This window comes from Bacillus sp. A01H (genome assembly GCF_045277205.1).
GTDB lineage: Bacteria > Bacillota > Bacilli > Bacillales > Bacillaceae_G > Bacillus_A > Bacillus_A paranthracis.
Genome location: NZ_CP117702.1, coordinates 2,654,448 through 2,679,072 on the forward strand (window position 1 = coordinate 2,654,448; position 24,625 = coordinate 2,679,072).

Below are 24,625 nucleotides of genomic sequence, written 5' to 3' on the forward strand. Positions count from 1 at the left end.
AACTCGCAAGATTACTTAAGATAAGAAGCTACGAATACAAATGTAATAGTTTGTCTATAGGTAAATTATTATGATCGCTTAAATCAACAAAATACTGAAGCTGCCACATTTGGCTCTTTTTAGCTTGGTTGCTAACAGGAGTATCCCAGATCGGATAAATCCTCATAGCCATCTTGCCTTTTTGATTTTGTGTTCTCAAGATTTTTTCTTTAAGAAGAATATCTTTAGGGAAAATAAATTGTCCTAGTTTGTTATCATCTATACAAGTAATAATTAATAAGTCAGGAGCAGCGTCATAAGAGAATGCTTGATTTTGCATATCGTCATCTTTCTCCCAAAAAGAAACAAATTGACCAATTTTATTAGGAGTAATTTTTGATTTTCTAAAACGAATGGTTTTGTTATTTAAGTGAAATAAACATCCTGCATATTCTGCGTTTTGCTTTTCTTCTTTTAGATTCGTAATTATTAAATTGTTAGGTTTGTAAATTATGTTGTTTAAGTTTTGTATCGTATCAATATAACTGTTCAAGAAAACTCCCCCTTTATTCATTTCTTAGTTTAACACAAACATCAGTTCTTATATGTTATAAATAATAAGCGATGTGAAAAAGAGGGTAATTTTACTGGGGTATTGTTATTACTTTAATGTACTTAGTTTTTCAATTGCTTGTTGTTCAGTTGCTAAGTAAAAAATATCTTTACCTTTATTACATTCATAAATAAAATCCTTTAAGCTTTTACTAGTATACATAGAGAAATCTCCAACAATAGCAAATTTCACCTTGTAGTTTATAAACTTTTGAAGAATATCGCCCGCAAGACGTGTTTTTAGATCAAAGAAATCTTCACTTATTAAAGATTTATGGATAATAATATGCTTCGCATCTACTTCATATTGAACAGTTGCCATAGTATCTAATGCAGATTGAACATCGGATATTAATACCTTATCATTTCTAATGACCGCAATATTGATTCCATCGATTACTACTTTCTTTATTTCCATAGTCTCACCCCTTTATAATTTACACAGTATAAGTAAAATTGTTTTACAAAACTTCGTATGAATCATAGATTAAATTAACCGCAGCTATTAAAATCGCCTCTATTTTTATTACTAATACGGTCAATGAAATTAATTTTACTTGTTAAAAAAATATTGTGGCGTAACATAACTTAACAAGCTATCCAAAGTGTTAATCTCGGCATATGGTTGTATTTTGGTAGTATTCTTGATTTTCTGAGGATTAAACCACACACCTTTTATATTTGCATTTTGAGGACCAGCAATATCCTTTTCTAAGTCATCTCCAACAAATAATACATCTTCTGGTTGCACATCAAGTTTATTTAATGCTAGTTCAAATATACGTTTATCCGGTTTACTCAATCCTACTTCTTCAGAAATAATGATCGTATCAAAGTAATTGTTTAAATTTGTGTTAATTATTTTAGCCTTTTGCCTTTGAGTTGAGCCATTTGTTATAATTCCAACTTCAAAGTGCTTCTTTATATGATTTAAGAAATCAATAGTATTTTTGTCTATTGAAAAACATTTAGGGAAATTATTATTCCAAAAATCTTGGATATAATTGCGTTGCAACCTATACTTCGGCGGGAATTCATCAAACAACGATTCTAAAACTATCGCTTTATCACTCATGCCGTATTCCCTTTTATCATATTCTTTAAATTTCCGTAGCATATTGTTTTTAACTGTATCACTAACATCTTCATAACATTTTTCTAAAACAAATAAAAACAATGTATCTACTGCCTTATCCCTATTAAGTAACGTATCATCTAAATCAAACAGCATAGCTTTATAACCCATCAAATAAATTCACAACCTTTCTATATTTCCTAGATATCATCAAAAGTAATCAAAAAAACAATTCATATGAAAGAGCTCGTAATAGAACGATATTCTAAGAGTTAAATCAAAAATCCTTTTTCTATTTGTTAATTGATGTGAAAATAAACAATTTCAACTAAGGTAGTAGGTGAATTTTTTAATCGTAATTTCGAACTTTCAGATTAATTTGAAACTATTTTGTGATAAGCTGTACGTAAAGGTTAAATATAAAGGATGATTCGTATGCAAATTAAACCAAAGGCAAGTGAATATAACTCCTATTATGCAACGTATGTTAACTTAGTATCAGAAGGAAATATCATACAAATTTTAGCGCAACAAATAGAGGAAACAAATCTTTTATTAAAAGAGATTTCTGATAGTGAGGGACTTTTTCGATATGCTCCTACCAAATGGAGTATAAAAGAAGTAATCGGCCATATTGCAGATACAGAACGTATTATGGCGTATCGCTTATTATCTATTGCTCGAGGCGAGACAGCAGAACTTCCAGGCTATAACGATGATATGTATGTTCTTAAAGCTGCTTTTGATAAGCAATCTATGCAAGATCTTCTTGATAATTTAATAGTTGTTCGCCAATCTACCGTGCATTTACTGAAAAGCTTAGATCAAGACACTTGGTTACAAAGAGGAAAAGCGAACAAATCTGAAGTTACAGTTCGTGCATTAGCATACATCATAGCTGGACATGAGCTTCATCATCTACAAATTATAAAAGAACGTTATCTTGGTTCTAATGCATATCCAGTAAGTTAATACTTGAAGAAAAAGAGTCCCATTTATATAGGACTCTTTTTTGCTATTTATAAAATTCACCACGCAAGATGCAAACGAGCCCGTATACATAATTTTCTTCAGACTGATATACTATAAACACAATAGTTCTAGAAAGGTGATGATATTATGTATGAACAACAAAATAATAGGGATAGAGATCAAAAAATGATGTTTTTTATGCAAGGAGTTCCCACAAATAGAGTTAACATGAATCAATTGCCAAAATGGATTAGAATCTTCGGCTATTGTGCGTTTGGTTGGATGATACTATTTAGTTTCATTATGATTGTAGGTTTAATTCTGCAATAACGATACATTCAAAATGTTAACGGAACAGCATTTAGATTATACATCTAGGTAACAAGCTATTTTATTATCTAGATGTACTACCCATTCCTTTTCATCTTCATGAATGTAAATAAGTGCATTGAACATTCAACTTGTGAAGAATAGTAATGAGGGTGATAAAGGTCTATACTCACAATCCTTTTGATTTGTTTTTGGATGGTAAAACATGTTTCTCTACTCTTTCATATTGAGTAAGTAATTGCCTAATAAAAGATAATTTCGGTACTAACCAATGCGAAAATACCGCTGAAATACATCCTATTAAAGCCCCTACTGCAACATCAAAAGGATAATGAACCCCTACCAAAATACGAGAAATCGCTACACAAAATGCAAGTATAAGCCATAGCCATCCAGCTTTTTTACGCACAAGCGAAAATGAAAAACAAATCGAAAAAAAGAGAATTGTATGGTCACTAGGAAATGAATTATCTACAGCATGGTCGACAAGTTTATTAACATGAGGCAATACTGCAAACGGTTGATAATTTAGATGGAATTTCCCTGCTATTTTCCCGATTACCTCAGCAATTACAAAAGCAACCATCGCTTGAATAACCATCATCCTACTTTTTCTAGATCCAGTAAACCAATAAGCTAAAATAATTAAAGCTAAAATATATACCATATATTCAGCCAAAAATACTATGGCCGGGTTTAGGAATGAATATTGTTTACCTAAATCATTAATGGCTCGAAAAATATCGATATTGAATTGAGAAAAAGACATTTCAAATCCCTCCTTATTAGTAAGGTGTCTTACTGATTGCCATATACTTTTATTACATGGATAGTGTTGGTTATTGTACCCACCTAAAAATACCAACCTCTTATGACACCGCTTTCTTCTTTTTCACTTTAATAAAAAAAGAAAAAGGAAAACATCGAACTTTCTTACAATCATTCATGCATTCTTACAGTTTTGTCATTTTTTCGTCACTTTGAAAATAGATTCATCGTCTTGCCTTTTGCTATATTCACAACCACGGAAACGATAATTACACATAAAAAAGAGAAGAACCTTGGTAAGTTCTTCTCTTTTTTATTAAATTGTAATATAATTACAGTATGTGAAATTATACTATTTTAACTTTAAAACAAATGAACTTAACGCAGGAACTTTAATTTTATTGTCATGCACAACATAAAGAGATTTACTTCCCGCCTGCTTCCCGTCTACTAGTACTTTCCAAGGACCTTTCGATGGAAATGTTATTTCAACAGCTTCTCTATTTGCATTGTGAGCCACCGTAAAGTATTCATTTTTATTCCCCTCTATTGTATAAGCTACAGTATTTTTCGGAGCATCAATAAATAATACATGTGTTTTTATTTGCTCTGCAGATGTCATTCGAAAAGCTGAGTACTTTTTGCGTAATTCTATTAAACCTTTCATATAATCTACTTCATTATTAAACGTTGCTCGGCGCAGCCAATCCATCTGGTTGATTGAATCTGGAGATTTGTAACTGTTATGATCACCATATTTCGTGCGCATAAACTCTTGTCCCGCATGTAAGAACGGAATACCTTGTGATGTTAATAAAATCGAAGAAGATAATTTATGCATTTGTTTTCGCACTTCTTCACTGTCACTTGGATTAGTCAACTCAAGTTTATCCCATAATGTATGATTATCATGTGCTTCCACATACGTTAGTACCTGCTCTGGATCTTGGTAAGTCGACGAATTTGTATCGTAGTCAATGCCTGCGGTAATACCTTTTTTAATACGGTCTTCCATGTGTTCCTTTCCATTTACAAACCCATTTTCTTTCTCTTCAAATACACTACCTTTTAATCCATCACGTATATTATCGTTAAAATGAGCAATCCCTTTCATTTTCTCTGCATTTTTTTGATTTGCTTTCAACTCTGCTGCAAGAGGTGTATTTAAATCCCAACCTTCTCCATGCAGTATAATAGAAGGGTCAATTTGATTAACAGCTTTACGTATTTCATTCATCGTTTCATAATCATGAATACCCATTAAATCAAAACGGAATCCGTCTAAATTGTATTCTTTTGCCCAATATGTGACGGAATCTATCATAAATTTCCTCATCATTTTTCTTTCTGAAGCCGTATCATTTCCTACACCGGTTCCATTTGCAAATGTTCCATCTTCATTGTAACGATAATAATAACCGGGAACTAACTTATGAAAATTAGATTCAGCAGCATTATACATATGGTTATAAACTACATCCATAACAACACGAAGATTATTATCATGTAGTGTTTGAATCATTTGTTTTAATTCAGTTATTCGAACAGTTGGCTCGTATGGATTTGTAGAATAGGACCCCTCTGGTACGTTAAAGTTTTTTGGATCATATCCCCAGTTATATTGTGGTTCGTTTACATTCTCTTCATTTACTGAAGCATAATCAAATATCGGCAAAAGCTGAACGTGTGTAACACCAAGATCTTTTATATGATCAAGTCCTGTTTTCACATCTTCAGGCCCTCTTGTTCCTTTTTCTGTTACACCTAAATATTTTCCTTTCTGTTTAATGCCACTTTCGGGCTGAATAGAAAGATCACGTACATGCAATTCATAAATAATAGCATCTTCCGGATTTTTTAATTTAGGCTTTTTGTTAGTGTTCCATTTTTTCGGATTTGTTTCTTCTAAATCAATAACCGCACCTTTATCTCCATTTACAGAAGCAGCACGTGCATACGGATCAACTGCTTCTGTCCACTTATCACCAATTTTTACCTTATACGTATAATAGAGACCTTTTTGATTCCCTTTAAGTTCTGCTTTCCAGGTGCCCTTTTCACCTTGTTGCATATTTATTTCAGTACCTATTTTATCGTTCCATTTTTTATATGTAACTAACTTCGCTTCACTCGCAGTAGGAGCCCATACACGGAACTTTGTATGTTGCACGGTATATGTATTTCCTAAATCGTTACCACCATAATAAAATAAATGATCAAATTCCTCACTACGAATGACTTTACCAATTTCAGTATTCGTATCAGCTAAGTTTTCTATTTTAACTTTGTATGTTTGTTTTAAATCAATTTTCTGTTCCGTAATTATTTTCACCTTATTCGTAATATCTCCACTGTTTATATCATAAGGAGTAATATTCTTAATTTTAATACCTTCAATTTCGATTTTCTGTTCCTTAATATGAAATGGAACATTCGTCGTTACAGTGATTTCATTGAAACTATCAATAGTTGCTTTTTGAATTGATAGATCCGAAGAAGGCTTAGCGTTATATACCTTTTCATCACCAGAAAGAATCCATACTTCAGCACGACCGTCCTTTATATTTTCAATCCAACGATCCCCACCATCTTTTTCCCACTCATTTGTACGAATGATGAATCCTACACGATTATAGTCACCATCTATATTAATCTTAGCGTACTTTCCAAATTCATCTTCACCAGTAAATTCATAAGATGTACCATTTGCATTTTCTCCCCATAACCAAAGATTCCAGTCTTTTGTATTTCCAAGCTGCTCTTTGTAATGAATGATAACTTCAGTTGTTTTCGAATTTGAAACTGCCTTTACACTTTGAAAAGAGAAAACAGATGATAACATAACGATTATAGTAAGCAATAAAACTGATTTGTTAATTAATCTTTTTGTCATTTGCACTACATACACCCTTTCTTTAAATAGTACGGACGATTTATTATGCCCGTACTACATTACACAATTTAAATTAATATAGAAATCTCTTTTGCTTCCCCCTGTATTGGTTATTTTCACATATGTATTTCAATGATCTTTCCAATAAGAAAACGTTTGCATTAATTGATAAAAAAATAGTTTATTTATGTCTTCATACATCTGTAAATACGAAAAGATCAGGGAAATTATTTTAAAGCAATCGTTTGTTATCGCTTTCATTTTATAGCACTTCCCATTAAGGGGTCAATATATTATTAATTTTCTGTTTTTATATACTATAAACCTAAAATCTTTGTCGCAACTTCTTAAAGGTAGAGTACCTAATTATTGCTTAGTAAGTTTATTTTTCAAATACATTGGTATGAAAAAAACAGCTAATATCCTTAAAACGACATTAGCTGTTTTTCATAATGTAATAATATATGAATAAAAACTATATTTCTAACTTACTTAATTTTTGCTGCATCAAATGCCTTTTGTACTGTTTGAACTTCAGCTGAATTTGCACCATATTTGTTAGTTGCCACTCGAATACATGCTGATCTTAATTCTTTGAAATTAGAAGTCATGTTTAACTCATCTGTATTTGCGTAATAGAAAATATCAAACATTTTATCTTCACCAATTCCTTTAACAGTTACACCGTTATGAGTTCCGCCTTTTGCGATGAGATACGCAACTTTATTAATAATGCTTGAATTAAAATGAACGCCACCTTGATCCCATCCATTAAAATCATTAAATTCGCTGTAATCATCTGGATAAGGTACTCCAAGTGAAGATGGAACAGAAGCTGGGTTTTCCATATCACGGAAGACAGATCCAGTTTGTTCTCCCATCGTCCAGTTAAAGCTTCCATTATTTACGTATTTCTCAATAGATGTTCCCATAATATCAGATAGTGCCTCATTAATCGCACCAGATTCACCGTAATATTCAAGATTAGATTCACTAGAAGTAACAGCATGTGTAAATTCATGGCCAGCTACGTCATATGCTTTGACGATAGGATCTCCATATACAAGCATACTTCCATTATTAGCACTCAATGCATTCTGCCAATTTTTCGGATCATTCGTCTCTTCAGAATCCCAAGCGTGTACAACTGAAACTACCTTTTGTCCCTTATTATCAAAGCTATTACGGTTGTATTTATCTTTATAAAAATCAAAAACTTTTGTTGCTAAGTAATGAGCACTTACTGCTTTTGGATCGTTAAATGTTGTTGAAGTACTAGTTGCTAATGTACCAGGATAATAGCTTTCTTCTTTCGTAATATCTCTGTAATTCACATCATATGTTTCAATTCCTTGCCCTCTTGTATAATCAGCAAGAGAATATTTGCCATTACTTTGTTTAGAAATGCCAAATGAACGAGAGATCCCTAAATCATCTTTTCCAGTGCCCGTTAATGATGTAAGGCTGCTTTTTTTACTTTTCTTTAAGGCTCCAACTAGTTTTTCACTTGCTTTCAAGTTAGACTCTTGTACCATATTTTTTAACATATCACCATTTTGTGCATTTACTAAATATGTTCCGGAAACATATTTTGGTGTTGCCGCTTCAAATGTAACCTGGTATGCATTGCTAGCTTGGCCATTATTTTCATCAACAAAAATAACTTCCTTAACTTCTGGCTCAGAAATAAAATTGATATCGTTCCCGTACTTCGTATAAATATATTGTTTCGCTTCATCTTTTGATAGATTGATAGGCTTTTTCAATTCTTCTTGTTTTAAATTTTGCGCGCTATCGCCTGAAACACTTTTAATAACACCGTTATGATCTACGTGTGCAGTTAATTGATGGCCATATACTTCTTTTCCTTCATATGTTTGCTGTATACGTACAAGTGTAGTCCCATCATATGAACCACGTTTTTGAAGAACTTTATAATCTACTCCAGTTTCTCCATTGACTTGCTTTGGAGAAAGAGCTTGTTCTGTTTTCTCCTTCAGAGCATCTTTTACTACATTCTCTGGTGCCTTTTGTGACGGTTGTGTAAGTTCACCTGAACGGAATGATTCCTCCTGAATTTGAACTTGTAGTTGATCTGTTTCCTCTGCATGACCTACTCCGTATGGTGCTACTGCTGTTAAAGCTAAACCTGTTGTTAATGCTACCTTAGTTAACGTCTTTTTGTTTTTCATTTTTTCACCTCGTATAATTTTGAAATAGAAAGCTTGTACAAAGTATACTTGCTGTTCCTGTCGAAAAAAAGGGAAAATACACAATTTATGTAACATTATGCAAAATTACATAATATAAGGACGATGATTCAAATTAAGAACAACTTATATAAGTGCATGAATTTCAATAAAAAAAGAGCACTTTAAAGTGCTCTTCAAATACGATTATAAATTATGCATTGTGTCATTTATTAGTATATGCTCGTCTCATTTAATTGTTTATTTAATGTTTTCTCTACCCAATAATCTTTTAAAAATATATCATCCAATACACCGGTATCCTCCGTTACTATTTGATTAGCAAATAAAAAATATAGTAAAGATAGTGCTAGATAGAAACATACTACTTATTTGCATTCATATTTATTGGTACTTTTTTAATTGGCACAAATAAATCAACCTTTAACTTTCCTTCTAAATCTTCTGCAACATTATTTAAGCAAAACTCTAAATTATCTCTATCATAATCTGCATCATACTCACTATTTGGTAGCCACTCTGCGTACATGTATTGATACGCTACACTTAATTTATAAGGTTCATCATAGAATTCGTATAGAGCGTATAGACCTCCATCTACACTTTTAAATTGCACACCCTCATGTTGTTCTTTCTCAAAGTTTTCAGGTATGGTCACGCAAGCATCATGTCGGCACATATGGCTTGCAACAAGTTCAGGATTATCTAATGAGATTCCGATAAATGATTGCTCCGGTGGATAAAGCTTATTTTCAATAGACCAGTTCAATAACTTTCCCCAATGATCTTGTGGTTCAAAGTAACTACCCGTTCTTCTTATGAATGCCACTTCTAATGGTCGTAATTCTTTTACAACTACTTTCATCTATATCATCCCCTTATTAAGTATCTACTCAATTTATTTATCTTTCAATTTGATAAATCCCTTTTAAATAAACAAATTTCTTAATTGCATAAATCTTAATTGAAATAAGATTATTTACTACTAAAGTTATATGTACTTTCATACCTTTACTCGATTCTATATTCTTTTTTAACAGCTATAGTAATGATAAGAAATTGTAAGAATAAAGGAGGATTTAAATTGATTAAAGGAATATATGAAGCACACTTACCGGTTAGCAATTTAAGAAACTCAATTGAATTTTATGAAAAACTAGGGTTGAAATTAGCTTGGAGCGATGAATCAACAGCATTCTTTTGGATTGAAGAAGGAATGAGTTGGCTGGGGTTATGGGAAGGTTCTGAATGTGAAACGAAATATCATCCTTCTTTACGTCATATTGCATTTAGAGTTTCATATGAGGATTTAAAAGAATCATTAAATTGGTTACACTCACTTCAAATTAAAGCTGTTCCGTTTGGGAGTAATGAATCTATTGCACCTTTTGTCCGTCCACATCAAGGCAATGCATCTGTTTATTTTATTGATCCAGATGGTAATAGCTTAGAACTTATTTGTCATATTATTGTACCTAATGCACTAAAACATATAACTAATAAATTATCCTTTAAAGATTGGGAGAAACTATTAGCTGACACATTCGAATGAATATTAGCTATAAATCATAATGTCTCACCTTTATTTTTATAACATGTATAACAATCCCTAATAATAATGTCCTATCAATTTATCATTAAATAAATGTAAAAAATGACCCTATTTATTCATTTTTCATGCGTATGTATGTACATTTGTTAATTTATTCGATATATTATGTGTATTGAATGATTACGAAAAACTTATAGCTCGCTAAAAATACCTTATATTTTTATATCCGTGAAAACTACAAAATGTATAAAATTCCATTTGTCAAATGAATTTAATGCGGAAGGAGGTTTGTGGTTACTTCATCGGAATATAATAATCAGTTTTAAACTGATAAAAATATAGGAGGCGATATAATGTTTCGTACGATTTCAAATTTCATGAGAGTAGCTGAGATAAGAAGGAAAATCCTTTTTACATTAGCGATGTTAATCGTTTTTCGAATTGGCACGTTTATTCCAGTTCCTCATACTAACGCAGAGGTATTAAAAGTACAAGATCAAGCTAACGTTTTAGGTATGCTAAACGTATTTGGCGGAGGAGCATTGCAACACTTCTCAATCTTTGCTGTAGGTATTACACCATATATTACAGCTTCCATTATAGTACAATTACTACAAATGGACGTCATACCAAAATTTTCGGAATGGGCAAAGCAAGGAGAAATGGGCCGTAAGAAATCAGCTCAATTTACTCGATACTTTACAATCATTCTCGCATTCATACAAGCCATTGGGATGTCTTATGGCTTTAATAATATAGCAGGTGGACAATTAATTACAGATCAAAGCTGGACTACATACTTATTTATTGCGACAGTTTTAACTGCAGGAACTGCATTTTTACTTTGGTTAGGTGAACAAATTACCGCTAACGGAGTAGGTAATGGTATTTCGATGATTATCTTCGCAGGACTTGTTGCAGCGATTCCAAATGTTGCGAACCAAATTTATTTGCAACAATTTCAAAATGCAGGCGATCAATTATTCATACACATCATAAAGATGGTCTTAATTGGTCTTATAATTTTAGCGATAGTTGTTGGGGTTATTTACATTCAACAAGCTGTGCGTAAAATACCGATTCAATATGCAAAAGCTGTTTCAGGCAACAATCAATATCAAGGAGCAAAAAACACTCATTTACCTCTTAAAGTAAATAGTGCTGGTGTAATTCCAGTAATCTTTGCTTCCGCATTTTTAATGACGCCGCGTACAATTGCGCAGCTCTTCCCTGATTCAAGCGTATCAAAATGGTTAGTTGCAAACCTTGATTTCGCACATCCAATTGGAATGACCCTATATGTAGGTCTTATCGTTGCTTTCACATACTTCTATGCATTTATTCAAGTAAATCCTGAACAAATGGCAGAGAATTTGAAAAAACAAAATGGATATGTACCTGGTATTCGTCCTGGTAAATCAACAGAACAATATGTAACGAAAATTTTATACCGTTTAACATTTATCGGTGCAATTTTCTTAGGTGCAATTTCAATTTTACCGCTTGTATTCACAAAGATTGCTACATTACCACCTTCTGCACAAATTGGTGGTACAAGCTTACTGATCATTGTCGGTGTGGCACTTGAAACAATGAAAACGTTAGAAAGTCAGCTTGTAAAACGTCATTATAAAGGGTTTATAAAAAAAGCGAATTAAGTAAAAAAACACAGTTGGTTATTTTTCCAACTGTGTTTTTAATTCTACTGCATCTAATTTTTCTACTAATGTACCAATGATCTTTTCCAAGTTCATTATTTTTTCTTCTAGGGCTCGAATGCGTTTATTGCTCTCGTCTACATCGTTATATTTTAAACTGTTATTGGATACTTTGAACTGCTCCCCTAATTCGGAAGTGATATCTTTAATAGTTGATTTTTCAGCATTACCTAGTGCATTTGTATTTGATTTTAATTCAAATTGAAGCTCATATGTATTTCCAGTTAACTCTTTTGCTATTTGCGAAATTAAATCTTTATAAGACTTTTTAACCCACTCTTGTTGGAATTCGTTTTCAAAATAAATGATTAATGAATCTTCATTTATTCTAGCTGTCGTTTCTTTGACCCAAGTTTCATATGACGGTCTCGAAATTTTCAATTGCATTTTATCTTTTATTTTATTCCAAATTGTTTTTGATTCCTCTTGTCCGGAAGTACGTTGATTATTTTTCACGTGATGAACCTGTGCTTTAGAAGTAGCGCTTGATCCTATTTCGAACCAAATTTGATATTCTTCATCAGTAAGTTTCTGTACGGTACTTGAAATTATATTTTTATACTCACCTTCAAGCAAATCACGATGAAACGCATCTTCACAAAAGATTATTACTTTATTATCTTTTATCGTAGCGTTTGTATTTCTAATCCATGTCATAAATGTTTTCTCTGCTATTTTAGGTCTTAATGCTTTCTTTACTTCATCCCAGCTACTAAGCTTTTCTTTTTGGACATCTTTCAAGTTAGATGGTTCGCCATTACATAGATCAAACTGAATTTCAAAAGTCGTATTAAACATTTCTCTTAATGTATTAAATACTAATTCTTTATAATGAGATTCTAACCAGTCACGTGCAAATTCATTTGGACAATAAATTGTTAATATATCATCCTCTAAATAAACAGTAGTATTCGTAAACCAAGTTTCATATGATGGTTTTGAAATTTGCGGTCGAATTTTTTCCTTTACTTCAGTCCAATTTATTTTCATAATAACTCCCCTCTTCTTACAGATCTCTTTCATATAGCTTAATAATATTACGCCTTTCCAATAAATAAAGTCAATCCGTATCATGAATAAAATGAAACATGTTTATATTCACTCAAAATATAAGCTTCTCTAACGCCTTCTTCATTTTAATACCTCGTTATTCTTAACAACTGGTTTTAAAACTGGTCTGTCTTTTCATTCTTCAACACTACTATATTGATCTATAACAATTGCTTTCATGTCCTCTCCCTTGCTGTTTATTTTAATAACATACAATTATTTCTCAAAATTTTTCCCCTTAAATTATCATAAACTTATTTTTGGGGGTAATTACGCAAAAAACAAAGCAAATCTAACACACAACTTAGAGTCATTCAAAATTTTATGTTTAATTACATTCAAAAGAAATGGAGAGAACTCTATGACTGAAAAGATATTTAAAATAAACGAGATTGATGTATGTACAGAAAGCTTTGGAAACCCTAAAAATCCAGCTATTTTATTAATTATGGGTGCTACGTGTTCAATGGTTTATTGGGATGAAGAATTTTGTGAACAGTTGGCTAACACGGGGAAATTTGTTATTCGTTTTGATAACCGTGATGTGGGACGCTCTGTCGCATATGAACCTGGAACTTCTAATTATTCCGTTACGGATATGGCTGAAGATGCAATTGGGGTACTAGATGCTTATCATATTGACAAAGCGCATCTATTTGGTATGTCTTTAGGCGGTATGATCGCTCAAATTGCTGCTGTAAAACATCCCGAAAGAATATTAACATTAACATTACTAGCTACAAGTGTGATAGGCTCTGACAATAACACACGTGACTTACCCCCGATGGATGAAAGAATTTTAACACATCACGCAAATGGCACGCATTTAGATTGGACAAATGAAAATATTGTAGCAGAATATTTAGTTTCAGGGTCCCGTCTATTATGCGGGTCCAAACGCACATTTGATGAAAAAAGAGTCTATAATCAAGTAAAACAAGAAATTGAACGAGCTAACAATTTATTAAGCATGTTTAATCACGCTTTACTTCAAGGCGATGATGCATATGAAGGGGTGCTTCACTCCATACAAGCACCTACATTAGTCATTCACGGAACAGACGATACCGCACTCCCTTTTGAACATGGTCTCGCACTTATCGATGAGATTCCTAACTCAGCTCTATTAACTCTTGAAGGCGCTGGACATGAGATTCATCCTGATGACTGGGAAGACATCATTCATACTGTTACTGAACATACAGCCAAAATAATAGAAAAATAATGAATAGGAGGGGCACGCCGCAATTTGTGTCCCTCCTATCTTTACATGTAAAAACGCCCATCACTGTATCCGTATGTATAGTGATGGGCAATACTTATATTTTTCTATGTTTAAAAAAACGGACAATCTAATTGATCAACAGCTTCCCATGATTTTTTTTTTATATTATCGGTGGATTTATTTGCTTCTAGTGGTAAGCTTTTAAAAGGATTAACTTCTACTTTTAATAAAGATGATGGCTCAACGTATAACGAGAAAACATGGCTACTTGGTATAGCTTTTGACACATCAATATCTCCTACTTGTTTAAAAAGTTGCTGCGCTGCAAAGAAAAAGAAGTTGGTTGGATTTGATTGTTTATTCAGCCATGCAAGCATTTCAGGTGATACTGACTTATGAATATTAATTTTTACTCGGTCACCACGTTTATATCGCCTAGATCGCATACTTCCACCAACTAACTTATTGTTAAGTTTGTAAATCCTAACTCTTTTTGCTTATGCTCTCTATATTTTGGCGAACAAGTGTAGACTAATAACCCACGTGCATTTGTAAATAATGGATTATCTACAAAGATTACATTTGTTAAACGCCCTTTTTGTTTTAAAATCATTTTCAGGCTATTTTTTATGATAACTGCGCCCCCGCCATAAATAAAAACATATGGATCGTCTTTCATATCATCAATTTTGTTAATAATATCCGTTGCAACGCGCGCTGCTAAACCTAATAGTGCTGGTTGTGATTCCTCAACTAATAATGCATTTCTAGGGTGTTTATCATTTAAATAAATTTGATTGAATTCTGTAATACTATCAATTGTCTTTGTTGGATACTTCCGGTTCCATCTCGTAATAATTTGTAGTAACGTTTCTTTCACACCGTACGATAAACCCTTACTTAGTTGTGGTCTAAAGTTTACACCTAGTGAAACGACTTCTTCTGTCGTTCCTGCACCAATATCAAAAGATAATAATGTTTTATCAACAAAATCAATTTCTGACACTTTATTTTGTTCACATTCTATTTTATGTTTTACAACATTTCCTTCTTCATCATATACAATGCCCCACGTCCCAGAAGCACCCTCAGGTAGGCATTTGCAATATTCGATGGAAATATTAATTGTAACATCACGTCCGTTTGGATAATGGAACACAACCTTATGATTCCCCATATAACGTTTCGCATTTTCCGCCGCTATTTCTTGTGTAATAAGCTGCATAGGGAGAGCAACAGATAAATCATATCGAATGTTAATATGGCTAGAAGTTGGACTTTGACGCATAGCACTTACGGCTAAACCAGATAGAATCGTAATAACCATTAACTCATCAGTTGACTTATTCGATTTCTTCTCAACCTCAGTACCTTTTAATTGATCTTGAATGACTTTTTCTCCAACGATATACCGCACATTATTTAACATTAACGATGGAGAACTAATGGTCACGTCAATGTGATTTTCTAATTCAGATAATGAAACATCTTCCTCATCTAAAAGTCCTGTAGGCTCTCCTATATATAAAGCATATATACTCGGAATAAAAATAGGATCTTGCCCTTTCACCATTAACTTCAAACCATTATTTCCTGCATCAGCACCAGCTTTTAAAAGAATAGACATAACTACCCCCTAAATTAATCTGACATCCCTTCCAAATATATGCGAGCCCATTCTTTTACATTCAAATGTAATATAATTTTTTATTAACCGTACATACAAAATATCATTTTCGCGGCTCTGTGTGTAAAAAGTATTTGACATTAAACTTTCCCAATTTTATACTATAGTTGTAAAGAGTTTTTTACAACAATGGAGGTGCCATTTTTAAATTGAACCATAAAAAATTTATTTTCATAATTATCGTTTTATCATTACTTGGAGTGCTTATACATGGAGTTTATAAATACATCGCTGAAGGTGAAATTTTAGGTGGCACAATTTTCACTAGTGCTATAATAATTAGCTACCTTATCAATCATATTACATGGGGAGATCCTCACGGTGTATCAGAAGAAAGTCAAGATGAAATGGGACAACAAATTACATATAAAAGCTCTAAAATTGCATATTTTACGCTCGTAGTTGTAATGTTCCTTATATTACTCTTCTCTGAAGGGTTTTCTATGGGAGCTAATTTAGATGGGGTTAAAAACTTCCCTCTTTTTATTGCACTGTGCTCTTCATTCTTTATTTATCCTATCATTGAACTCATTGTAGCGAAACAATATAAATAAAAAGAAGAGGTTTTCTATAGACAGAAAACCTCTTCTTTTTATAGTTATATACTCTCTACAATCGCTTTTAATTTATTCACAGTCCGCCAATTTCTTACTGTAGCTGGTGTATGCAACTTCTGAAACTGGTTCATTAATTTAGAGTTTCGAATGCTATTTTTGAAAAATAAATACACAACTTTTTCATGAATACAACAATCTTCAATCTCATTTTTTTGCATAAGTAGCTGATCTTTTTCTGTTTTAGAAAGTTCATGTGCTAAGAAGGCAATATGTATACTTTCGCCTTCTCGCAATGAATTGACTTCATAGGGGCATCTTTTTGTAATGTTTATAAATTCCTCATGTGTTCTTAACATAACCGGAACATCAAAACCAAAAACGTTTTTAATTTCAGATTGTATTCGTTTGTTTAGAAAATCAATATCTTTTTCAGATTCGAACACGATATTCCCACTTTGAATATATGTTTTCACTTGTTTCAACCCTATTGATTCAAACGCTTGTTTTAAATCAGCCATTTTGATTATCTTATGCCCGCCTACATTGATTCCTCTTAGTAATGCAATATAAATTGTCATATCAATCCTCCGCATTTTAATGAACTGAGCAATTAAGTTGATTTTCACTCTCATATTTCTCGAATATTTGTTCTAATTCCTCTAACATATCATGTATAGATAATATCTCAAATAAAATGATAGATTCACTTGAAAAATGATGATGATATTGATTCGGTTTACAATGTGCTAAATCATTTTTATTAGTCCAAAATTGCTTATCTAATTCATCAATCAGTTTAAAATGTTCCTCATCTATTTTTTCACAATGATTTCTTAATATAGAAATTATAGAATGAATTGTTCGTCGTAAAATTTCTTTTTCATTTTGTGACCAATCACATGTTTCAATTGGTGCTCGAGCTAAATTATCTATATGATAAATAATTTGCTGTAATAAATGAAGTTGCTTTTGTACAAGTAAAAAGCTTCTCATTTCTTTTTTTGTATGTCGATGGTATTTCCAATCTTTTTGCTCATATTGAACAAATTGTACTGCTTTATGTAATAATACAGTTAATTTAGAAAGAGTATAGGTTGTCTCCTTTTTTATAACTTTCCCATCCATTAACGCAGTAAGCCATTCCTCCATAACATTTGCCGTTTTAACAAATAGCTCTTCTGTACATCCCGAAATTGTTTTAACATAGTGTGGTGGTAAGATGAAAAAATTCACTAAAGTAGACACTATAATACCAGTAGATGTAGTAGCTAATCGAATTAAAAATGCAGTAAAATAATGATCTGCCGTAATGGGAATCATTGCAACAGCAGTTAAAGTTGCGACTAACGTTCCTGCGTGTAGCCTTAGTTTTTGACATGTAACGATTGTAAACATTGCCGCTAACGCATAAGAAAGCGCCTGATGACCTAGGAAAAATGTGAAAGTCATTGCATACGCTGATCCAATTGTTGAAGCTGGAAAACGAACTAGTCCTTTTTTTATAGAATCCGTTGCGGTTGGCTCAATTGTTACAATTGCTGTAATAACAGCAAAAATAGTTGGTATATTGAAAAATTCGCAAACTAGAACTGTAAGAAAAACCGCAATTCCTGTTTTTATCACCCTTCCACCAATAATATTCCATTTTCTAACTTGATTCATTTGTATTTCCTTCATTTCTATTTCGTTTATTTATATATTTTACAACATATATTGTTCCAAATAAAAAAACTTACTACTTTACTATGCAAGAGTAAGTTTTTCTTCTCATTATTTTATGATAGGTAAATGCATTATAATTTGTTGACCAATTGGTCCCATTCTTCTAAGTCCTTTATCTTGGAAACCAACTTTTTTATATAAATTTTGTGCTGGAATATTTTTTTCATTCACAGCAAGTACAACTTCATTTTTCATCGAAAAATAACGTTGTACAAACTCTTGTAATAGTGCCAGTGATTTTTTAGCGTATCCCTTCCTTTGTCTATTGTGATTTATAGAAAATGAAGTTAAAAGTAAAGCGTTCTCATTTTCTGTGAATTCCTGTACTCTATCTCCTGTTTGCAATGCAAAAAGACCAACAGGTACCCCATTGTAATCTAAAATAACAATGACATTTTTTGTACGATCATTTTTTGCTTTTTTCAATAATTCAGCTGGGTCCGACGTAAATTGAACTTGTTCACTTGGTAAAGTAAATGTTTCTATAACTTCTTTATATTCCTCTTTATACGGAACTAATTGAATCTCCCCTGTATGTATGTTCATGATAAACTCTCCCATTTTTTACTTATTAACTTAAACCTTGCTGCACTTTAGAATGTACTTTGCCATCTAAAAATGTAATTTCAACTAATGCAGTTGGATTGCTTCCCTTCCAAGCAAAAATTTGCTTAATTTGTGTAGAATGTTCCACCCCTTCTTCTATGAGTAAATCCCCTTCAAAACCAATTAAATCTTTCACTTCTTTATAAGTCATTCCTTCATTTATATTGGAGAAATGATTTATATTGATAGATTTTTTCTTTTGATTTTCCATCACAGTAGAAGAAGTCGCTGTGTGCTTTTTTACTTCTTTCTTCTGTTCACACGCTGTCATACTGAAACCTAAGCATAAACTACATAATATTAATGTGCTTTTTTTCATCATAACAGTTGTCCCTCCCATAATAATTAAACCATATATTCCCTTAAAAATAAACTGAATATTTAATATTATATTGAAAAACCCTGTACAATTTAGTACAGGGTTACTGTTAAATTTATTTATTTAAATGATTATTTGATTGGTCATTCTGTTCTTTTCTCAGTTCTTGCTCTTCATCTTTTGGTAATTGTTTATCATTATCTTGAATTGGATTCGTTTCTTTATTTTCAATCATGTCATTTGGAACTTGTGGCATTACACGGCCAACAATTGCTGCTAACTCATCCAGTATACCTTCGCCTGTTTTTCCTTTTTTAATTTGCTTTCCAATTTGTTTCAGTCGTTCATACGTATCAACATCTGCTACAACAACTGCATTAGCACCATCAGGATCGTTTTTCAAACTTTCTGCAACAGAGTATTTAATGGATTCAACACGTGTTCGATCTAGTTTCGCTTTTACATCAATTCCTACGATAGCATATTTCCCAACTACTACCGCTGTCGCATCATTCACACCTGGCACACTTGCCGCTAAAGACGCTAAATGGTCCGCTGCTTTTTCATTTGGCTTATTTGACTTATTTGTATAATTAACATTTTTCATTGAAACATTTTTTTGCTCGGGCTTTTCGTTTGGATTATCCTTTTTTCCAATACTGCATCCAGTTATTAAAAAACAAACCATCAACATATATATTAAAATCTTCATTATTCTCACCACTTTACCATTAAAGTTTAATCATAAATTTTTTCAACAGCTTGCATTTTCTTCACTTTTTCTTCTGCTCCGCTATTTGCATTGATGAAAATTTGGTACGTATCTTTCCCTAAAGTACCTACAAATTCATAGCAAAGTACTTCGTTATGCAAATCGTTTACTACCATTGCTTTTCGCTCTTCCATTACCTTTACATCAGGGTTTATTTTCTTTCTTGCTTCTGCTGCAGTTAGCTTTGCCGAAGGGATTGTTCGTTTTTGATGTGATGCTAAATATTCTTTCGCCGAAAATCCGACGATAGAACCGTCATCTAAAGCAATTTTCATTTGAATTGCCTCTGGATAAATTCGTACGCCATTCTCATTTACTACATACGTAAATACTCCAACATTATCATATTGTGAGCTATCATAAAGCTCCATATTATGAAACTTATGGTCCTTTAAGAATTTCAAACCTTTACTTCCTGCATCGTTTAAACTAATTTTCTGTTCTTTAATTTCTCGATTATTCATAACCCAAATTGGATATCCGCCTTTTCCGGTAATATCCATATAAAACTCATTATTCGTTGCCTCGTCTTTAATTTTCACACTATAGAAAGATTCTTTCGCACCTTTTCCGCTTTTCTCGACTTCTACTTTTTCATTTCCTTTTAAATTTAAAAACGATTTTGCAATTTTCGCCGCTTCATCTTTTGAAATTGCTTTTCCTTCTGCTTCAAATCCACCTTTTTTATTTTTTTGTGCACTTGTAAAGGTAGGTCCGAAGTTTGTAGATGAATACGATGTTACATTTTTTTCTACTGTTTTTAACCCGTCAATAATTGTATTGTCTGCAGGATCACGATTTGATGCGAGTGCCATCTCAACATCCATCCAGCGTAAATTGTTTTTCAAAACAAGATGTTGCACTTTTCTTAGTTCATCTTGTATATTCCCTGCATTGGAATATAAAGTTTGCAACGTTTTGTATTCTTGATCATTTAATGGTTCTTTTTCTAAATCACGAATGGCTGCACGGTAACTAAAATCACCGATATTCGCTAAAAATTCTTCCGTTTTATTAAAAGGCATTAATGTTAAAGGAAGTTGTCCTACATCCGAACGAGCTTCCGATGTTAATCTCCATACATCTGCTAATGCAGGCGATAAAGATGCGCGCGAATTCATCGCAAGCGTTGTTCCAATTTTATCGTGCAATAAATCAACCTCATACGCTAAATCATGAAACGCACGTTGATAGCTATTTTCTGCTCGAATTAATACTGCATTCTTTTCTTGGTGCTCTTTATAGCCCCAGTATCCAGTTCCAACTACACCAACTGTTAATAATACGATTATAATACCTCGTAACATAGTTCCACCTCCGCTCTATTTACAGAAAATATGTTTCCCGATCTTTTTAATTTGTGGACGAGTCCAAATCCATTTACTTGTTGCAGTATCTGGATTGAAATAATACAATGCGTTTCCTGTTGGATCCCATCCATTAATTGCATCTAATACAGCTTTTTTCGCTGTTTCATTTGGTGTTAAATATATTTGTCCGTCTGCTACCGCTGTAAATGCTCTTGGCTCAAAAATCACACCCGAAACAGTATTTGGAAATGATGCACTTGTAACACGATTTAAAATAACTGCAGCGACTGCAACTTGTCCTAAGTACGGCTCCCCACGAGACTCTCCATATACTGCGTTTGCCATGAGCTGTATATCATTTTGAGAATAACCATTTGGAACATTTGTCCCTTTATTTTGAGGTGGTTTATTTTCTTGTGCAGTACCTCCACTATTTCCTTTATTCGTTGTCGTTCCTTTATTAGCAGTTGACTTATCATACTTCGTTGCCTTCACGAGCATTTGCTTCGTTTTAGCTCCAGCTAAACCATCAACCGGTAAACCAAATTTCTCTTGAAAATTCCGAAGTGCCCAGTATGTACCCCATCCGAAAACACCATCTACTTTTCCCGTATAAAATCCGTTATATTTCAAACGAGATTGCAGTTCAATGACATCTTCACCAGATGCTCCCCTTTGAATGACTTGATTAGAAAAGGCTTCTACATTTTTTAGTTGTATACTACTGACCATGAAAGACAGTCCTATGAACGCAAGCAAAACTGCTATTTTAAAAACAGGTTTTTGGCGCATAATTTTCCCTCCTTAATTATGTAAATGATTTCTTGGTTATGTTTTGTAAAAGGCTCGCTTTTATGTAATGAAGACAAAAAAATCCAAACTAATATCGTTGAAAAAGTATGTAAACAATATAAAAAAAGGTAAAAGGAGTTCATTATGAAAAAATTGTTAAAGCGTGTCGCACTCGTTATTCTGTTCCTAACAATATGTTCAAATGTATATACAGGCTCAGCAATTGTTCATGCACAGCCGCCGTATGCGAAATGGGGTAAGCTTGCTGTAGAAAAAACGAAAGAACAATACCCAAAAGCAGAGATTATTGATTACCTTCATATAGGTAGAAAACCAAAAACCGTTCAAATAACAGTTGAAAAATTTAAATTATGGCTACGTGAGGACGGAAAAGAATATGGCGTTTTTGTTGATGTAGAATTTGAAACGAAGACGGAGAAATTTATTAAGGTGTCATTTCAGAAGACGAGTAGATAAAATGAAAACCTCACTGTTTATAATATAAACAGTGAGGTTTTCATTTCTAAATTACTTTCAATTGTGAAGAAATGAAACAATTGAACTGGATTAAATGGATTTACTTGTGCCCTTACTGAAAATTACAATTCTCTTGTATATGTTCAATAAATAAATTTAATGGAACAAGTCCACGTTTAGGCATATGACTACTTATTACAGCAGCTACCTCTAACTGCGGAATGATAACGATATATTGCCCGCCATATCCCATAGCAAAGTACATACAGTACGGTATGTGAAATCTTTCGTTATTCAATACCCACCAGTGATATCCATACGCCCCGACATGTTCATACGTTTCAAATAGAGGTGTACTTGATTCTTCTAACCATTTCGATGATACAATTTCATTCCCCTGCCAATATCCATTTTGTAAACATAATATTCCTAGCTTTAATAAGTCTTTTGATTTCATTTTCATACCGAAACCACCGACATATATTCCTTGGGGATCTTGCTGCCACTCATATTCGGTAATTTCTAATGGATCAAATACATATCTTTTTGCAAACTGCTCTGTCGATATTCCAGTAGCTTTTTGGATAATGTAGCTAAGCAAATGCGAAGAACCTGAGTTATAATTCATTTTTGTAGCGGGTTCTTCAATTATTGGTTTTTCTAATATATATTGCACCCAGTTCGCTGATTCTACAAAGTCATTCGGGAATACTACTCCATTTCCAAACTCTTTCCACTCCTCACCAGTAGTCATTGTTAATAAGTGATAAAGCGTCAAATCATGTTTTCCCTCAGGTATATTTTCAATCCACTCTGTAATCGGTGTATGTATATCATTTATATAGCCTTTATCAATTGCAATACCAATTAATATAGATACAATGCTTTTTGTAATCGAATTTATTTTAAATACATTATTTTCGCATTCTAACGTTTTATAATATTCAGTCGTTAACTCACCTTTTTGATAAACAAGAAATGTATTTACTTTTTTCTTTTCAAATTTATTTTCTAGCTGCTTGAAATCCAATACTTTACCTCCAATTAAATCATTACCTAATTTATTATATCTTGTAGCTTTAATTAAAACATACTTGTGTTCAAATAAAAAACAAACCTGCCAGTAATGAACTGACAGGTTTGTTTTTATAATTTCGTGCGAACATTCCAAAGCTCTGGGAAGAAGCGTTGATCAAGTACTCGTTTTAAATAAGATACACCAGAAGAGCCACCTGTTCCCATTTTATGTCCGATAATACGTTCTACTGTTTTCATATGACGGAAACGCCATTGTTGTAGCCAATCTTCGATATCAATTAATTTTTCAGCAAGTTGGTATAAATCCCAATATTTTTTTACATCCGCATACACTTCAAGCCATGCCGCTTCTACTGTAGCGTCTTCTTCATAAGGCTGCGTAATATCCCGATTCAACACATCTTTATGAATAGGAAATCCTTCTTTTACAAGAGCTTGAATTGCGACATCATACAAACTTGGTGCATGTAGCGCCGTATGAAGTCGAGCGTGTAATTCTGGATCTTTTTCATAAATTTTTAAGGCATGCGGCGTTTTATAACCAAGTGCATACTCAATCATACGATATTGATACGATTGAAAACCTGAAGCTTGACCGAGCGAGTCACGAAACTCAATGTACTCTGACGGCGTTAATGTCGCAAGAATATCCCAAGATTGAATGATTTGTGATTGAATTTTTGATACACGTGCTAACATTTTAAAAGCTGGTTGTAATTTGTCTTGTTTAATAGATTCAATTGCTGCGTTTAACTCATGTAAAATAAGCTTCATCCAAAGTTCGCTTGCTTGGTGAATAACGATGAACAACATTTCATCATGGTGGTCTGATAATCTCTTTTGAGAAGATAGTAAACTATCTAATTGTAAATATTCCCCGTACGTCATATTCTCTTTAAAGTCCGTATGAATCCCTTTTTCCATAATTACCTTTTCATTTTCTTTCATATTAGCAAAACGC

At 32.7% G+C, this 24,625-nt stretch carries 26 protein-coding genes; 7 read left to right on the top strand and 19 right to left on the bottom strand.

The window, feature by feature from the left end:
* Positions 1-28: 28 nt before the first annotated feature.
* From PSR14_RS13955 to PSR14_RS13965, 3 genes are all read right to left on the bottom strand, one after another.
* Positions 29-532, bottom strand: coding sequence for a MepB family protein (locus PSR14_RS13955; RefSeq protein WP_163262431.1), 504 nt, complete (start codon positions 530-532; stop codon positions 29-31).
* Positions 533-640: 108 nt separating this feature from the next.
* On the bottom strand, positions 641-1,009 hold the full coding sequence (locus PSR14_RS13960; RefSeq protein WP_000403460.1) for a DUF4180 domain-containing protein: 369 nt from the start codon (positions 1,007-1,009) through the stop codon (positions 641-643).
* Between the two features lie 135 nt (positions 1,010-1,144).
* A complete protein-coding gene (locus PSR14_RS13965) occupies positions 1,145-1,837 on the bottom strand; it encodes an HAD family hydrolase (protein ID WP_113732701.1) in 693 nt (230 codons plus the stop codon).
* A gap of 264 nt (positions 1,838-2,101) precedes the next feature.
* Between PSR14_RS13965 and PSR14_RS13970 the strand changes: the two genes are divergently transcribed.
* Complete coding sequence (locus tag PSR14_RS13970; RefSeq protein ID WP_073541714.1) at positions 2,102-2,638, top strand: DinB family protein; 537 nt, start codon at positions 2,102-2,104, stop codon at positions 2,636-2,638.
* Positions 2,639-2,785: 147 nt separating this feature from the next.
* A complete protein-coding gene (locus tag PSR14_RS13975; RefSeq protein ID WP_000273226.1) occupies positions 2,786-2,968 on the top strand; it encodes a hypothetical protein in 183 nt (60 codons plus the stop codon).
* Between the two features lie 169 nt (positions 2,969-3,137).
* Here the strand turns inward: PSR14_RS13975 and PSR14_RS13980 are convergent, their stop codons facing one another.
* From PSR14_RS13980 to PSR14_RS13995, 4 genes are all read right to left on the bottom strand, one after another.
* Positions 3,138-3,737, bottom strand: a complete 600-nt coding sequence (locus PSR14_RS13980; RefSeq protein WP_073541715.1) for an undecaprenyl-diphosphatase — start codon at positions 3,735-3,737, stop codon at positions 3,138-3,140.
* A gap of 351 nt (positions 3,738-4,088) precedes the next feature.
* Positions 4,089-6,635, bottom strand: a complete 2,547-nt coding sequence (gene pulA, locus PSR14_RS13985; RefSeq protein WP_098487558.1) for a type I pullulanase — start codon at positions 6,633-6,635, stop codon at positions 4,089-4,091.
* A gap of 482 nt (positions 6,636-7,117) precedes the next feature.
* Complete coding sequence (locus tag PSR14_RS13990; RefSeq protein ID WP_073541717.1) at positions 7,118-8,821, bottom strand: M4 family metallopeptidase; 1,704 nt, start codon at positions 8,819-8,821, stop codon at positions 7,118-7,120.
* Between the two features lie 382 nt (positions 8,822-9,203).
* Entirely contained in the window at positions 9,204-9,704 is a 501-nt protein-coding gene (locus PSR14_RS13995; protein ID WP_073541718.1) for a GyrI-like domain-containing protein, read from the bottom strand.
* Positions 9,705-9,923: 219 nt separating this feature from the next.
* On the opposite strand from PSR14_RS13995, the gene PSR14_RS14000 reads away from it, so the two are divergent.
* On the top strand, positions 9,924-10,391 hold the full coding sequence (locus PSR14_RS14000; protein ID WP_000589645.1) for a VOC family protein: 468 nt from the start codon (positions 9,924-9,926) through the stop codon (positions 10,389-10,391).
* Between the two features lie 353 nt (positions 10,392-10,744).
* Positions 10,745-12,049: a preprotein translocase subunit SecY gene (secY, locus tag PSR14_RS14005; protein WP_073541719.1), complete on the top strand. Its 1,305-nt coding sequence runs from the start codon at positions 10,745-10,747 to the stop codon at positions 12,047-12,049.
* Between the two features lie 18 nt (positions 12,050-12,067).
* Here secY and PSR14_RS14010 read toward each other — a convergent pair whose 3' ends face one another.
* On the bottom strand, positions 12,068-13,099 hold the full coding sequence (locus tag PSR14_RS14010; protein WP_073541720.1) for a DnaA N-terminal domain-containing protein: 1,032 nt from the start codon (positions 13,097-13,099) through the stop codon (positions 12,068-12,070).
* Positions 13,100-13,520: 421 nt separating this feature from the next.
* Here PSR14_RS14010 and PSR14_RS14015 point away from each other — a divergent pair, with 421 nt between their 5' ends.
* A complete protein-coding gene (locus PSR14_RS14015; RefSeq protein WP_048557908.1) occupies positions 13,521-14,384 on the top strand; it encodes an alpha/beta fold hydrolase in 864 nt (287 codons plus the stop codon).
* A gap of 110 nt (positions 14,385-14,494) precedes the next feature.
* Here the strand turns inward: PSR14_RS14015 and PSR14_RS14020 are convergent, their stop codons facing one another.
* Positions 14,495-14,830: a hypothetical protein gene (locus PSR14_RS14020; protein ID WP_001257754.1), complete on the bottom strand. Its 336-nt coding sequence runs from the start codon at positions 14,828-14,830 to the stop codon at positions 14,495-14,497.
* Between the two features lie 11 nt (positions 14,831-14,841).
* On the bottom strand, positions 14,842-16,011 hold the full coding sequence (locus PSR14_RS14025) for a ParM/StbA family protein (protein ID WP_000025610.1): 1,170 nt from the start codon (positions 16,009-16,011) through the stop codon (positions 14,842-14,844).
* Positions 16,012-16,220: 209 nt separating this feature from the next.
* Between PSR14_RS14025 and PSR14_RS14030 the strand changes: the two genes are divergently transcribed.
* A complete protein-coding gene (locus PSR14_RS14030) occupies positions 16,221-16,625 on the top strand; it encodes a hypothetical protein (protein ID WP_001015806.1) in 405 nt (134 codons plus the stop codon).
* A gap of 44 nt (positions 16,626-16,669) precedes the next feature.
* Here PSR14_RS14030 and PSR14_RS14035 read toward each other — a convergent pair whose 3' ends face one another.
* From PSR14_RS14035 to sleB, 7 genes are all read right to left on the bottom strand, one after another.
* Complete coding sequence (locus PSR14_RS14035; RefSeq protein WP_048557909.1) at positions 16,670-17,206, bottom strand: DUF1697 domain-containing protein; 537 nt, start codon at positions 17,204-17,206, stop codon at positions 16,670-16,672.
* 16 nt (positions 17,207-17,222) lie between these two features.
* Positions 17,223-18,290: an aromatic acid exporter family protein gene (locus PSR14_RS14040; RefSeq protein ID WP_048557910.1), complete on the bottom strand. Its 1,068-nt coding sequence runs from the start codon at positions 18,288-18,290 to the stop codon at positions 17,223-17,225.
* A 108-nt stretch (positions 18,291-18,398) separates the two neighbouring features.
* Entirely contained in the window at positions 18,399-18,896 is a 498-nt protein-coding gene (locus PSR14_RS14045; protein WP_048557911.1) for a GNAT family N-acetyltransferase, read from the bottom strand.
* 25 nt (positions 18,897-18,921) lie between these two features.
* The gene (locus PSR14_RS14050; protein WP_000976537.1) at positions 18,922-19,278 is read right to left on the bottom strand and encodes a hypothetical protein; all 357 of its coding nucleotides are present in this window, start codon (positions 19,276-19,278) and stop codon (positions 18,922-18,924) included.
* Between the two features lie 112 nt (positions 19,279-19,390).
* Positions 19,391-19,987, bottom strand: coding sequence for a YhcN/YlaJ family sporulation lipoprotein (locus tag PSR14_RS14055; protein ID WP_000698002.1), 597 nt, complete (start codon positions 19,985-19,987; stop codon positions 19,391-19,393).
* Between the two features lie 26 nt (positions 19,988-20,013).
* Positions 20,014-21,354 carry a germination protein YpeB gene (gene ypeB, locus PSR14_RS14060; protein WP_000943715.1) on the bottom strand — a complete coding sequence of 447 codons (1,341 nt, stop codon included), beginning with the start codon at positions 21,352-21,354 and terminating at the stop codon, positions 20,014-20,016.
* Positions 21,355-21,369: 15 nt separating this feature from the next.
* Positions 21,370-22,149 carry a spore cortex-lytic enzyme gene (sleB, locus tag PSR14_RS14065; protein WP_001249248.1) on the bottom strand — a complete coding sequence of 260 codons (780 nt, stop codon included), beginning with the start codon at positions 22,147-22,149 and terminating at the stop codon, positions 21,370-21,372.
* Between the two features lie 144 nt (positions 22,150-22,293).
* Here sleB and PSR14_RS14070 point away from each other — a divergent pair, with 144 nt between their 5' ends.
* Entirely contained in the window at positions 22,294-22,626 is a 333-nt protein-coding gene (locus PSR14_RS14070; RefSeq protein WP_000734898.1) for a DUF3889 domain-containing protein, read from the top strand.
* A gap of 112 nt (positions 22,627-22,738) precedes the next feature.
* Here the strand turns inward: PSR14_RS14070 and PSR14_RS14075 are convergent, their stop codons facing one another.
* Together PSR14_RS14075 and kynA are read right to left on the bottom strand one after the other, a co-directional pair.
* Entirely contained in the window at positions 22,739-23,656 is a 918-nt protein-coding gene (locus PSR14_RS14075) for a serine hydrolase (RefSeq protein WP_048557912.1), read from the bottom strand.
* A gap of 116 nt (positions 23,657-23,772) precedes the next feature.
* The gene (kynA, locus tag PSR14_RS14080; protein ID WP_000661965.1) at positions 23,773-24,612 is read right to left on the bottom strand and encodes a tryptophan 2,3-dioxygenase; all 840 of its coding nucleotides are present in this window, start codon (positions 24,610-24,612) and stop codon (positions 23,773-23,775) included.
* Positions 24,613-24,625: the final 13 nt, after the last annotated feature.